Source organism: Albidovulum sp., assembly GCF_041919395.1.
Taxonomy (GTDB): Bacteria; Pseudomonadota; Alphaproteobacteria; order Rhodobacterales; family Rhodobacteraceae; genus Albidovulum.
Genome location: NZ_JAYRTX010000102.1, coordinates 1 through 12,170, shown reverse-complemented (window position 1 = coordinate 12,170; position 12,170 = coordinate 1). Strand labels below are relative to the sequence as shown.

Annotated in this window: 12 protein-coding genes; 9 read left to right on the top strand and 3 right to left on the bottom strand. The window is 68.7% G+C overall.

Annotated features, from left to right (window positions below; genetic code table 11):
- Positions 1–32: 32 nt before the first annotated feature.
- Positions 33–995 (top strand): dihydrodipicolinate synthase family protein, encoded by a 963-nt coding sequence (locus ACMUOO_RS14615; protein WP_301917343.1) that lies wholly within the window; start codon positions 33–35, stop codon positions 993–995.
- Between the two features lie 63 nt (positions 996–1,058).
- On the opposite strand, the gene ACMUOO_RS14610 is transcribed toward ACMUOO_RS14615, so the two are convergent.
- Complete coding sequence (locus ACMUOO_RS14610; protein ID WP_301917344.1) at positions 1,059–2,090, bottom strand: Ldh family oxidoreductase; 1,032 nt, start codon at positions 2,088–2,090, stop codon at positions 1,059–1,061.
- 234 nt (positions 2,091–2,324) lie between these two features.
- Here ACMUOO_RS14610 and ACMUOO_RS14605 point away from each other — a divergent pair, with 234 nt between their 5' ends.
- The 8 genes from ACMUOO_RS14605 to ACMUOO_RS14570 all read left to right on the top strand — a co-directional run bounded on the left by ACMUOO_RS14605 (position 2,325) and on the right by ACMUOO_RS14570 (position 10,210).
- Positions 2,325–3,134 carry a transporter substrate-binding domain-containing protein gene (locus ACMUOO_RS14605; protein ID WP_301917345.1) on the top strand — a complete coding sequence of 270 codons (810 nt, stop codon included), beginning with the start codon at positions 2,325–2,327 and terminating at the stop codon, positions 3,132–3,134.
- Between the two features lie 66 nt (positions 3,135–3,200).
- A complete protein-coding gene (locus tag ACMUOO_RS14600) occupies positions 3,201–3,866 on the top strand; it encodes an amino acid ABC transporter permease (protein WP_301917346.1) in 666 nt (221 codons plus the stop codon).
- A 9-nt stretch (positions 3,867–3,875) separates the two neighbouring features.
- On the top strand, positions 3,876–4,529 hold the full coding sequence (locus tag ACMUOO_RS14595; RefSeq protein ID WP_301917347.1) for an amino acid ABC transporter permease: 654 nt from the start codon (positions 3,876–3,878) through the stop codon (positions 4,527–4,529).
- Positions 4,522–5,244: an amino acid ABC transporter ATP-binding protein gene (locus ACMUOO_RS14590; RefSeq protein WP_301917348.1), complete on the top strand. Its 723-nt coding sequence runs from the start codon at positions 4,522–4,524 to the stop codon at positions 5,242–5,244. The genes ACMUOO_RS14595 and ACMUOO_RS14590 overlap by 8 nt, the downstream gene beginning before the upstream one ends.
- Positions 5,245–5,257: 13 nt before the next feature.
- Positions 5,258–6,496, top strand: a complete 1,239-nt coding sequence (locus ACMUOO_RS14585) for an NAD(P)/FAD-dependent oxidoreductase (RefSeq protein WP_301917349.1) — start codon at positions 5,258–5,260, stop codon at positions 6,494–6,496.
- A 3-nt stretch (positions 6,497–6,499) separates the two neighbouring features.
- Positions 6,500–7,501 (top strand): 4-hydroxyproline epimerase, encoded by a 1,002-nt coding sequence (locus ACMUOO_RS14580; protein ID WP_301917350.1) that lies wholly within the window; start codon positions 6,500–6,502, stop codon positions 7,499–7,501.
- Positions 7,498–9,174, top strand: coding sequence for an aconitase X (locus tag ACMUOO_RS14575; protein WP_301917351.1), 1,677 nt, complete (start codon positions 7,498–7,500; stop codon positions 9,172–9,174). Before ACMUOO_RS14580 ends, ACMUOO_RS14575 begins: the two co-directional genes overlap by 4 nt.
- A 7-nt stretch (positions 9,175–9,181) precedes the next feature.
- Positions 9,182–10,210: a trans-3-hydroxy-L-proline dehydratase gene (locus ACMUOO_RS14570; protein WP_301917352.1), complete on the top strand. Its 1,029-nt coding sequence runs from the start codon at positions 9,182–9,184 to the stop codon at positions 10,208–10,210.
- Here the strand turns inward: ACMUOO_RS14570 and ACMUOO_RS14565 are convergent.
- Positions 10,177–11,553 (bottom strand): ATP-binding protein, encoded by a 1,377-nt coding sequence (locus ACMUOO_RS14565; RefSeq protein WP_301917353.1) that lies wholly within the window; start codon positions 11,551–11,553, stop codon positions 10,177–10,179. The two genes, ACMUOO_RS14570 and ACMUOO_RS14565, sit on opposite strands and share 34 nt — an antisense overlap.
- The coding region (locus ACMUOO_RS14560) for a response regulator transcription factor (protein ID WP_413855651.1) at positions 11,550–12,170 on the bottom strand (621 nt) is incomplete at its 5' end. The genes ACMUOO_RS14565 and ACMUOO_RS14560, both read right to left, overlap by 4 nt.

Below are 12,170 nucleotides of genomic sequence, written 5' to 3'. Positions count from 1 at the left end.
CGTGCCGAACCCGGAGAATGAGGAGCCGCAACATGGACACCGCGATTTTCACAGGCGTAATTCCCGCGCTCATGACGCCTTGCAGGGCGGACCGAACGCCCGACTTCGACGCCCTTGTCCGCAAGGCTGGAGAGCTTATTTCGGCGGGCATGTCGGCGGTGGTCTATTGCGGGTCGATGGGGGACTGGCCGCTCCTGACCGACGCGCAACGGATGGAAGGCGTGGAGCATCTGGTGCAGGCCGGGTATCCCGTGATCGTCGGCACCGGCGCGGTGAATTCCGCCGCGGCGGTGGCCCATGCCGCGCACGCTCAGAAGGTCGGGGCCGCCGGCCTCATGGTGATCCCGCGGGTCCTGTCGCGCGGCAACTCGCCCGTCGCGCAGCGCCACCATTTCAAGGCGATCCTCTCGGCGGCACCCGACCTGCCCGCGGTCATCTACAACAGCCCCTACTACGGGTTCGAGACCAAGGCGGATCTCTTCCTGGCGCTCAGGGCGGAGCATCCGAACCTCGTCGGGTTCAAGGAGTTCGGCGGGGCCGAGGCGATGACCTACGCGGCCGAGCACATCACCAGCGCCGATGAAAGCGTGATCCTGATGGCGGGCGTCGACACCGGCGTCTACCACGGCTACGTGAAGTGCGGAGCGACGGGAACGATCACCGGCATCGGCAACGTCCTCCCGACGGAGATCCTGCATTTCGTGGCACTCGCCAAGGCGGCCGCCGCGGGCGATCTGGACGCCCGCCAGCGCGCGCGCGAACTGGGCGAGGCACTCGAGGTGCTGTCCTCCTGGGACGAGGGGACCGACCTCGTGCTCTACTACAAGCACATGATGGTGCTTCAGGGCGACCCCGAGTACACGCTCCACTTCAACCCGACCGACGCGCTGACGCCGAGCCAGCGGGCCTGGGCGGAGACGCAGCTCCACCAGTTCCGGACCTGGTACGCGGAGTGGAGCAGGCTGCCGGGCGCGGTGCAGAAATTCCGGGCCTGAGCCTGTTGCAGAACCCGTGACGCCCCCCGAACGGGGGGCGCGCCGCCGCTCTGGCCGCCGCCGTCAGTCCACCGCATCGAGGCCGCGCGCAAGCAGCCGGTCGAGCTGCTCCGCCTCGGCCTCGGTCAGGGTGACGCCCTCGCTCAGGGCGCGGGCCCGGGCGGCGAACCTCCGTTCGGAAGGCAGGCGGGCACCCTGGCCCTTGATCGCCTCGAACAGACGCTCGGCGCGGGCGAAGGGGTCGCCCCGGCGCCCGGCTGCGAAGGCCGCGGGGGAGAGCGCGAGGATCAGTTCGCCGTGCATCGGCGCCAGCGTCGTGGCGCCGAGGATGTCGAGCACCTCGGGGCTGGTCAGGTCGCCGATCATCACGCCCGCGAGAAGCTCGATCATCGTGCCGATGGCGGAGCCCTTGTGACCCCCGAAGGGCAGCATGGCGCCGGCAAGCGCGGCGGCCGGATCGGTCGTCGGTTGCCCGTCGGCGTCGATGGCCCAGCCTTCGGGCAGGGGCTGTCCCGCGCGCCGGTGCAACTCGATCTCGCCGCGCGCCACGACCGAGGTGGCGAAGTCGAAGACATAGGGCGGCTGTCCGGGGCGGGGCCAGCCGAAGGCGATGGGATTGGTGCCGAGCAGCGGGCTTTTCCCGCCCGTCGGCGCGACCGAGGCATAGCTCGGGCACATCACCAGCCCCGCGAGCCCGTGGTCGGTGATCGCCTCCACCTCCGGCCAGAGCGCGGCGAAATGGGTGCAGTCGTTGACTACAAGCGCCGCGAGCCCGAGTTCCCGCGCGCGCTCGGCCAAGAGCGGAAGCCCCATGTCGAAGGCAGGGTTGGAGAAGCCGCCCCGCGCATCGACCCTGACAATTCCCCGGCTCGTCGAGGCTGCGATCTCGGGGCGTGCGTCGCCCCGGACCTTGCCGGCCTTCAGCGTGCGCAGACTGCCCTCGATGCGGTAGATGCCATGCGACTTGCAGCCGTCGCGTTCGCCCGCGGTGATCACGCGGGCGAGCGCCGTCGATTGAACGTCGTTCATCCCCGCGCGCCGGAGAATTGCCTCGACCCGGTCCTGAAGGGCCGGGACGGAGAGTGTCTGGCTCATGCGCTGCCTCCTGTTGCCGTCACATCGGGATGGTCGGCCTACTGCATACATGATGTGCACAGGCAGGCAAGTCGGTTCCGGAAACGGCGGGCCGCACCGGTGTGCCCGAACCGTCGCCCCGGATGTCGGGCGGGTATCTTGTATAATTCTTGTATATTTCGATTGATTTGTCGCGGCGCAGGCAGGATAGTCTGAACATGAGGGAATCATAATCTTCAACCCAGGGAGTGAACCATGAAGACATCGATCCTTGCCGCTTGGGCCATCGCCGCGACGGCTGTCGCCCTGCCCGCGCAGGCCGACAAGCTCGACGACATCATCGCTTCGGGCACGCTGCGCTGCGCCGTCGTGCTCGACTTCCCGCCGATGGGCTCGCGCGATGCGCAGAACAATCCGATCGGATTCGACGTCGACTACTGCAACGATCTCGCCGCGGCGCTCGGCGTCACGGCCGAGGTCGTCGAGACCACCTTCCCGGAGCGGATCCCGGCGCTGATGTCCGGCAATGTCGACGTTGCCGTCGCCTCCACCTCCGATACGCTGGAGCGGGCCAGGACGGTCGGATTCACGATCCCCTACTACTCCTTCGAGAATGCCGTCGTGGCCAACGAGAAGGTCGAGATGAGCGACTGGGAAGGCATGAAGGGCAAGGTCGTGGGCGCTACCGCGGGCACCTACGAGGCGATCTGGCTCGAAGGCAAGGTGAAGGAATGGGGCGAGGGCGAGTTCCGTCCCTACCAGAACCAGGCCGACGTCTTCCTGGCGCTGAGCCAGGGTCAACTCGACGCAACCGTCTCGACCGTCGAGGTCGCCGAGGCCAACGTCAAATCGGGCAACTTCCCCGGCATCAAGATCGTCGACAAGGCGCCGATGGTGCCGGACTACGTGGCGCTGATCACGCTGCGCGAGGAATACGGCCTGATCAACTACATGAACCTGTTCATCAACCAGCAGGTCCGCACCGGCCGCTACGCCGAGCTCTACAAGAAGTGGGTCGGCGAAGGCGAACCCGCCGATCTCACGATCAAGGGCGTCTATCGCTGAGGTAGGCTTCCCCGGGTGATGCGGGTATGATCCCGCATCACCCCATGTCCGCGGGCAGGCACGGTCATGTTCAACTACAACTTCCGCTGGGGACAGGCGCTCAACTCGCTTCCGCAGATGCTGGAAGGGGCGCTCGTCACGATGGAGATCGCCATCCTCTCGATGGCCGTCGGAATCGTGGTCGCGATTGTCCTGACCGTGTTCCGGCTCTCGGGCCGGCGGCTCCTTGCCGCGGTGGCGACCACCTGGGTCGAGATCGCGCGAAACACGCCCGCGCTCTTCCAGATCTACATGGTGCACTTCGGGCTCGGCAGCTTCGGCATCCACCTGTCGCCCTATCTCTCGCTCCTCATCGGCATCACCTTCAACAACGCGGGCTACCTGGCCGAGAACTTCCGGGGTGCGCTGAAGGCGATCCCCGACACCCAGGCCCGCGCCGCGCGCTCGCTCGGCATGTCCGCCGGGCAGGCCTTCGGCAGCGTGGTCATGCCGCAGATGCTGCGGATTTCCTTCCTGCCGATGACGAACCAGATGGTCTGGGCGATCCTGATGACGTCGCTCGGTGCCGTCGTGGCGATGAACACCGACCTTTACGGCGTCACGAGCGAGTTGAACGCGCGGACCTTCCGCACCTTCGAATTCTTCGCCATGGCAGCGGTGATCTTCTACCTGATCACCAAGGTGATCACCCTCACGGCCCGCCTGCTCGCGGCGCGGCTGTTCCGGTACTGAGAGGGGGCGATGTTCGATACCGCACTGACCGCAAACGACCTTGTCTTCCTCGCCAAAGGGGCGGGGATGACCCTGATCGTCACCGGCATCTCGGTCCTGTTCGGCACGCTGCTCGGCATCCTCTTCGGCGTCTTCCGCTACCAGGTCGGCCCGTGGTGGGCCGCGCCCCTGACCTTCGTTCTCGACGTCTTCCGCTCCATCCCGCTGCTGATCCAGCTGGTTCTGGCCAATGCCTTCGTCACGACCGTGCTCGGCATCCGGGTCTCGGGGTTCACGATCGCCTGCGGGGTGCTGTCGCTCTACACGTCGGCCTACTGCGCCGAGATCGTGCGCGGCGGGATCGAGTCGGTGCCGCAGACCCTGCGCCGCGCCGCGCGGTCGCTCGGCATGACCTGGGGCCAGGACATGCGTTCGATCGTCCTGCCGCTGGCCACGAGGGTCGCGCTGCCGTCGTGGATCGGGCTCGCGCTCGGCGTCATGAAGGATTCGGCGCTGGTGTTCATCGTGCAGGTCGTCGAGCTGCTGAAATCGACGCAGATCCTGATCACGCGCCTGCAGGAACCGCTGTTCCTGCTGATGATCTGCGGCCTGTTCTACTTCGTCATCTCCTTCCCCGTCGCACGGCTCGGCGGGTACCTCGAAAGACGGTGGTCCAATGATTGAGATCGAGAACGTCCGCAAGTCCTTCGGCCCGCTCGAAGTTCTCAAGGGGATCAACCTCACGGTCCAGAAGGGCGAGGTTCTTACCGTCATCGGGGGATCGGGTTCGGGCAAGTCGACACTTCTGACCTGCATCAACGGGTTGGAACCGATCGACTCCGGACGCATCGTCGTCGACGGGATCGAGGTCCACGCCAAGACGACCGACCTCAACAAGCTGCGCCGGAAGATCGGGATCGTCTTCCAGCAGTGGAACGCCTTCCCGCATCTCACGGTGATCGAGAACGTCATGCTGGCACAGGTGAAGGTGTTGAAACGGTCAAAGGCCGAAGCCGAGGCCGAGGCGGTCCGGCAACTGAAACATGTCGGGCTGTCCGACAAGCTGAACGTCTACCCCTCGCGGCTCTCGGGTGGGCAGCAGCAGCGGATGGCGATTGCCAGGGCGCTCGGCATGTCGCCGGACTACATGCTCTTCGACGAGGTGACCTCGGCGCTTGACCCGCAACTCGTGGGCGAGGTGCTCGACACGCTGAGGATGCTGGCCTCGGAAGGCATGACGATGATCTGCGTCACGCACGAGATGAAGTTTGCCCGGGAGGTATCTGATCGGGTGGCATTTTTCGACAAGGGTGTGATGGCGGAGATCGCGCCGCCGGAAGAGTTGTTCGGGGCGCCGAAGGATCCGGAGTTGCGGAAGTTCCTGGCGGCCACGCACTGAGACCGGATCGGAAATGACAACGCAGGTGATCGTCATCGGGGCCGGGGTCATCGGTCTGTCCATCGCATTGGTGGCACAGGCGCGCGGGCACGTCGTCACCGTCCTCGACCGCGAAGGACCGGCGGCCGGGGCCTCGGCCGGCACGGCGGGGGCCTTCGCGTTTACCGACATCCTGCCGCTCGCCTCGCCGGGTATCCTGCGCAAGGCGCCGAAGTGGCTGCTCGACCCGCTCGGGCCGCTGTCCGTGCCGCCGGCCTATGCGCCGAGGATCGCGCCCTGGATGTTCCGGTTCTGGCGCGCCTGCGCGCCGGCGCAGGTGCGCCGGTCCACCGTCGCCCAGACCGCGCTGATGGACCTCTCGAAGTCCGAGCTCGAACCCTTCATGGAAGCCGCCGGCACGCTCCCGATGCTGCGCAAGGAGGGCAACCTGCAGGTCTACGAGGGCGCTGCCGAGTTCCGCGCCTCGCTGGCCGGCTGGAAGGCGCGGGAGGAACACGGGATCGCTTTCCGCCATCTCGACGCGGCGGGGATGGCGGAAATCCAGCCCGGCCTCAGTCCCCGCTTCACCCACGGCACCTTCACGCCCGGCTGGTATTCCATCGCCGACCCGAAGCTCTACGTCCTCGCCCTGGCCGAGCGGTTCCTGTCCGGAGGCGGGCGGATCGAGCGGGCCGAGGTGGCGGGCCTGCGCCCCGACGGCGACGGGGTGTCGCTTCGGCTCGCCGACGGGAAGGAGCACACCGTGGCGCGCGTGGTCCTGGCCGCCGGCGCACATTCGCACCGGCTTGCGGCACAGCTTGGCGACCGGGTGCCGCTGGAGACGGAGCGCGGCTACAACACCACGCTGCCGCTTGCGGCCTTCGACCTGCGGACGCAGATCACCTTCGGCGGGCACGGCTTCGTCGTCACGCGGCTCTCGACCGGGATTCGCGTGGGCGGGGCTGTGGAACTGGGGGGCCTTTCGCTGCCGCCGAACTTCCGGCGGGCCGAGGCGATGCTGCGGAAGGCGCAGGCGTTCCTGCCCGGTCTCAGGCCCGAAGGCGGCGTTCAGTGGATGGGTTTCCGTCCCTCGCTGCCCGACACGCTGCCGGTCATCGGCCCGTCCCGCGGATCGCCGCATGTGATCCACGCCTTCGGCCACGGCCATCTCGGCCAGACGCAATCCGCCGGCACCGCCCGTCTGGTGGCCGACCTTCTCGACGGGCGGCCGCCGCCGCTCGACCTCACCCCTTTTTCCGCGCAAAGGTTCTGACCCATGGCGACCCATACCTTCTCCTGCATCGACGGCCATACCTGTGGCAATCCGGTGCGCCTTGTCTCGGGCGGCGGGCCGCGTCTGGAAGGGGCGACCATGCTGGAACGCCGGGCGCATTTCCTGCGCGAGTTCGACTGGATCCGCACGGGCCTCATGTACGAGCCGCGCGGGCACGACATGATGTCGGGCTCCATCCTCTATCCGCCGACGCGCCCCGACTGCGACGTCGCCGTGCTCTTCATCGAGACCTCGGGCTGCCTGCCGATGTGCGGCCACGGCACCATCGGCACGATCACCATGGCGATCGAGAACGGCCTCATCACGCCGCGCGAGCCTGGCCGGCTTTCCATCGACGCGCCGGCCGGCAAGGTCGACATCAGCTACCGCCAGGAGGGCCGCTTCGTCGAGGAGGTGCGGCTGACCAACGTGCCCTCGTTCCTCTACGCGGAAGGACTGACGGCCGAGGTGGAGGGTTTGGGCGAGATCGTGGTGGACGTGGCCTATGGCGGCAACTTCTACGCCATCGTCGAGCCCCAGAAGAACTTCCGCGACATGGCAGACCACACCGCGGGCGAGCTGGTCGGCTGGTCGCCGAAGCTGCGCCGGGCGCTGAACGAGAAATACGACTTCGTCCACCCCGAGCATCCGGAAATCCGCGGCCTCAGCCACATCCAGTGGACGGGTGCGCCGACCGTCGCGGGGGCGCACGCGCGCAACGCGGTGTTCTACGGCGAAAAGGCCATCGACCGCAGCCCGTGCGGCACCGGCACCTCGGCACGGATGGCCCAGCTTGCCGCCAAGGGCAGGCTGCGCCCCGGCGACGAGTTCTGGCACGAGAGCATCATCGGCTCGATCTTCAAGGGACGGGTGGAGGCGGCCACGACGGTTGCCGCCCGCGATGCGATCGTTCCGAGCATCGCGGGCTGGGCGCGGATGACAGGCTACAACACCATCTTCATCGACGACCGCGATCCCTTCGCGCACGGGTTCGTGGTGAAATGACCCAAAGCGCCCGCTTCATCCTTCCCGGCCGGGCCGTCGGAGAGATCCTCGCCAGCTCCGAACCGCTCAGCTTCTGGGGCGGGGTCGACCCGGCCACGGGCCGGGTGATCGACGTGCATCACCCTCTGGCGGGGCAGTCCATGGCCGGGCGCATCCTCGTCATGCCCGGCACGCGCGGATCCTGCACCGGATCGGGCGTCCTTCTCGACATGGCGCTGAACGGCCATGCCCCGGCGGCGCTGGTCTTTGCCGAGCCCGAGGACGTGGTGACCCTCGGCGCGATGATCGCGGCGGGCATGTTCGGCAAGCCGCTGCCCGTCCTGCGCCTGACGCCGGAGGCGCATGCCCGGCTGGCCAAGGCCAAGCGCGCCCGCATCACCGAGCAAGGGCTGGAGGCCGACGGCCTGACGCTCGCCGTCGCCCCCCAGGCCACCGGAGCGTTGGAGCTGACCGACCATGAGCGCGCCATGCTGGACGGTGCAGAAGGCGAAGCCACGGCGCAGGCCATGCGCATCCTCTGCGCCATGGCGGTGAACCAGGGCGCAACGCGGCTGGTCGAGGTGACGCAGGGCCATATCGACGGCTGCATCTATGCCAGCCCCGCCAACCTGATCTTCGCCGAGAAGATGGCGGACATGGGGGCGAAGGTCCGCATCCCGACCACGATGAACGCGATCTCGGTCGATCATTCCGGCTGGCGCACGCAGGGCGTGCCGCCCGTCTTCGGCGGCCCGGCGCAGCGTCTGGCCGATGCCTATGTGCGCATGGGTTGCCAGCCGACCTTCACCTGCTCGCCCTATCTCCTCGACACCGCGCCTGCCGAGGGCGAACTGATTGCCTGGTCGGAATCGAACGCGGTGATCTATGCCAACAGCGTGCTCGGTGCGCGCACCGCCAAGCACCCGGACTTCCTGGACCTTTTCACCGCGATGACGGGGCGTGCGCCGCTCTCGGGCGTCTATCTGGACGAAAACCGGCAGGCGGCGCGAATCCTCGACATCGACCTGCCCGAGGGGATCGACGATGCCTTCTGGCCGCTGATAGGCTGGCTTGCGGGCAAGGCGGCGCCGGACCGCATCCCGCTTCTGCGCGGGCTGGCGGCGGCGCAGCCCTCGCCGGAAAACCTCAAGGCGCTCTGCGCCGCCTTCGGCACCACTTCCGCCGCGCCGATGCTGCATGTCGAGGGCGTGACGCCCGAGGCGCAGCGCGTCGCCCGGGATGCCGATCATGGCCGCATCACCCGCGCCGACATGGCCGCGGGCTGGCGCACCCTGAACGACGGGCCGGAGGAGGTGGAACTGATCGCGATCGGCAGCCCGCATGCCTCGATCCTGGAATGCCGCGCGCTCGCCGACGCGATGGCGGGCCGGCGCGCGGCCATCCCCCTGATCGTCACCGCCGGGCGCGCGGTGATCGCAGAGGCGGCGGCCGAAGGGACGCTCGCGCGGCTGACCGATGCGGGCGCGCAGGTGCTGCCCGATCTTTGCTGGTGCTCGATCTCCGAACCGGTCTTTCCGGCCGCGACGCGCGCCCTGATGACGAACTCCGGCAAATACGCCCACTACGGCCCCGGCCTCTCCGGCCGCGCGTTGCGCTTCGGCGGCCTTGCCGCCTGCGCCGAGGCTGCGGTCACCGGCCGCGCGGCGAAGACGCTTCCCGACTGGCTGCGATGAGGGCACCATGCGAACCAGCAAGACGATCCATGTGATATCCGCCCATGCCGAGGGCGAGGTGGGCGACGTGATCGTCGGCGGCGTCACCCCGCCGCCGGGAGACACGATCTGGGAACAGTCGCGCTGGATCGCCCGCGACGGGGTCCTGCGCAGCTTCGTCCTGAACGAGCCGCGCGGCGGTGTGTTCCGCCATGTCAACCTGCTCGTCCCGCCGAAGCACCCCGAGGCCGACGCCGCCTTCATCATCATGGAGCCGGAGGACACGCCGCCGATGTCCGGCTCGAACTCCATCTGCGTCTCGACGGTGCTGCTCGACAGCGGCATCCTGCCGATGACCGAGCCCGAGACACATCTGGTGCTGGAGGCGCCGGGGGGACTCGTCCGGGTGCGCGCGGAGTGCCGCAACGGCAAGGCTGAGCGGATATTCGTCCAGAACCTGCCGAGCTTCGCCGCGAAACTCGATGCGCGTCTGGAGGTGGAGGGGCTCGGGACGCTGACCGTGGACACCGCCTATGGCGGCGACAGCTTCGTCTTCGTCGATGCCAGGTCGCTCGGTTTCGGCCTGACCGCGGACGAGGCGCACGACATCGCGACGCTCGGCGTGCGGATCACCCGGGCGGGGACGGAACAACTGGGCTTTCACCATCCCGAGAACCCGGACTGGCGGCACTTCTCCTTCTGCCTCTTCGCCGGGCCCGTGACGCGCGAGGGGACGGAACTGCGCGCCGGCGCCGCCGTGGCGATCCGGCCCGGCAAGGTCGACCGCTCGCCCACCGGCACGGCACTTTCGGCGCGGATGGCGGTGCTGCACGCGCGCGGCGAGATGGGGATGGAGGACCGGCTGACGGCGGTCTCGCTGATCGGCTCGACCTTCCGGGGCCGCATCCTCGGGACGACGACGGTCGGCGGCCAACCCGCGATCCTGCCCGAGATATCCGGTCGCGGCTGGGTCACCGGCATCCACCAGCACATGCTGGACCCCTCCGACCCATGGCCGGAGGGCTATCGCCTGTCCGATACCTGGGGCGCGCGCTGACCGGCCCGGCTTTCGCCCTGGACCGGTAGCCTGACGCTCGCCTCGAAGCCGGCGTCCTGCCCCGGCCGCGGCGAGCGAAGCACCAGCGGGCTGCCGATGCGCTCGGCGATGGCCGAGACGATGGCGAGGCCGAGGCCGCTGCCGTCCGTCGCCGACCCGCCGCGTTCGAACCGCGCCGTCAGGCGGGCGAGGGCCTCGGCCGGTACGGCGGGCCCCGCATTCGCCACGGTGAGGGTCCCGTCCTCGGCCAGCGTCACCGCGACCGGCCCGGAGGGGTCTCCGTGGCGCAGCGCGTTCTCGACGAGGTTGCGGCAGAGGATGGCAAAGGCATCCGGATCGAGGTCCGACATGACCGGCCGGTCGGGAAGCGTCAGGCCGATGCGGTCGGGGCGCAGCGTCTGGCCGATGTCTTCCACGAGGATGCGGGCGACGGGGCGGAGATCCGCCGGCTGGTCGAGCCTGAGCCGTCCGCCCTCCGCCCGGGCAAGCTGCAGGAGCCGTTCGCAGACGCGGGCGAGGCGCTTCAGCGTCGCCTCGATCTCTCCCGCCCGCGAACGGACCGCGCCTTCGGCGCTCTCGGTCCCGATCCGCTGCGCCTGCGCGATGGCGCCGGCAAGCGGCGTCCTGAGTTCGTGCGCGACATTGGCCGCGAAGCTGCGCTCGGCCTCGAAGGCGCCGCGCAGGCGGGCGAGAAGGGCGTTCAGCGTTCCGGCGAGAGGCAGCAGTTCGGAGGGCAGGCCATGGACCGGAACAGGGGCAAGATCGCGGGCGTTGCGGGCGGTCAGCCGGGCGCCGAAGCGGTCGAGCGCGCCGAGACTTTCCCGGACCGCCAGAAAGATGGCGAGAAGGGCGACCGGGATCACCACGAGGAGCGGCAGGCCGAGCGCCATCTGGATCTGCCGCGCGACCGTCCTGCGGTGCGCGAGCGGCTCCGCGACGGAGATGCGGACGGTCCCCTGCAGCGCGTCGTCGTTGTAGAACCTGTGGGTGGCCGTCTCGTGGAACCCCGGGCCGTCATAGGCCGGGAATACACCGGGATCGGCGTCGTGGGATTGCAGCAGGACGCGCCCCTGCGCGTCGCGAACGATGTAGGTGAAGAACTCGTCGTGCGATCGGATCGCGGCAAGCCGCTGTGTCACGCCGTCGTCCTCGCGCCCGACGATATCGACGACCGCAAGCGGCAGGATCCGCTGCGCGGTTTCCTCCAGCGTGGCATCGAAGACCTCGTCCAGTTCGTGCCGGACCACGAACGCGGTGACCGAGGCGGCGGCGAACCAGAGCAGCGTCAGCGCAAGCCCGAGCGACAGCCCGAGCCGGCCGCGAAGGCTGCGTGGCAGCCTCATGCCCCGCCCAGCCGGTAGCCGAGCCCGCGTTCGGTCTCGATGATCGCGGCGCCGAGCTTCTTGCGCAGGCGGCTGACATGGACCTCGATCGTGTTGCTCTCCACCTCCGCATCGAAGGCATAGAGCTTTTCCTCCAGCTGTGGCTTGGACAGGAGCTGACCGGGACGCGACAACAGCGCTTCGAAGAGCGCCCATTCCCGGGCGGTCAGCTGCACCGGCCTGCCATCGCGGCGCACGCTGCGCGCCGCCAGGTCGATGTCGAGCGCACCGAGGCTGATGATCGGGTTCGGATTGCCGCTGTAGCGCCGGGCGACGGAGCCGATCCGCGCGGAAAGCTCCGCGAGGTCGAAGGGTTTCACCAGGTAGTCGTCGGCCCCCGCGTTCAGGCCCTCGATCCGGTCGGACACCTGGTCGAGCGCGGTGAGGATTATGACCGGCGTCACGTCGCCGCGCGCGCGCAGACGCTTCAGGAAAGGGATGCCGCGGCCGTCCGGAAGCATCAGGTCGAGGAGCACGAGGTCATAGACCGCGCCGGCCATGGCGTCGCCGGCGGCGTCGAGCCGCGTGACCCAGTCCGCCGAATGGCCGTCGCCCGCGATCTGGTCGCGCACGGCGGC

Excerpts from the sequence above, each read along its gene's own strand:
- ACMUOO_RS14615 (WP_301917343.1), top strand. The coding sequence starts at position 33 with ATGGACACCGCGATTTTCACAGGCGTAATTCCCGCGCTCATGACGCCT.
- ACMUOO_RS14610 (WP_301917344.1), bottom strand. The coding sequence starts at position 2,090 with ATGAGCCAGACACTCTCCGTCCCGGCCCTTCAGGACCGGGTCGAGGCA.
- ACMUOO_RS14605 (WP_301917345.1), top strand. The coding sequence starts at position 2,325 with ATGAAGACATCGATCCTTGCCGCTTGGGCCATCGCCGCGACGGCTGTC.
- ACMUOO_RS14570 (WP_301917352.1), top strand. The coding sequence starts at position 9,182 with ATGCGAACCAGCAAGACGATCCATGTGATATCCGCCCATGCCGAGGGC.
- ACMUOO_RS14580 (WP_301917350.1), top strand. The coding sequence starts at position 6,500 with ATGGCGACCCATACCTTCTCCTGCATCGACGGCCATACCTGTGGCAAT.
- ACMUOO_RS14585 (WP_301917349.1), top strand. The coding sequence starts at position 5,258 with ATGACAACGCAGGTGATCGTCATCGGGGCCGGGGTCATCGGTCTGTCC.
- ACMUOO_RS14590 (WP_301917348.1), top strand. The coding sequence starts at position 4,522 with ATGATTGAGATCGAGAACGTCCGCAAGTCCTTCGGCCCGCTCGAAGTT.
- ACMUOO_RS14575 (WP_301917351.1), top strand. The coding sequence starts at position 7,498 with ATGACCCAAAGCGCCCGCTTCATCCTTCCCGGCCGGGCCGTCGGAGAG.
- ACMUOO_RS14600 (WP_301917346.1), top strand. The coding sequence starts at position 3,201 with ATGTTCAACTACAACTTCCGCTGGGGACAGGCGCTCAACTCGCTTCCG.
- ACMUOO_RS14595 (WP_301917347.1), top strand. The coding sequence starts at position 3,876 with ATGTTCGATACCGCACTGACCGCAAACGACCTTGTCTTCCTCGCCAAA.
- ACMUOO_RS14565 (WP_301917353.1), bottom strand. The coding sequence starts at position 11,553 with ATGAGGCTGCCACGCAGCCTTCGCGGCCGGCTCGGGCTGTCGCTCGGG.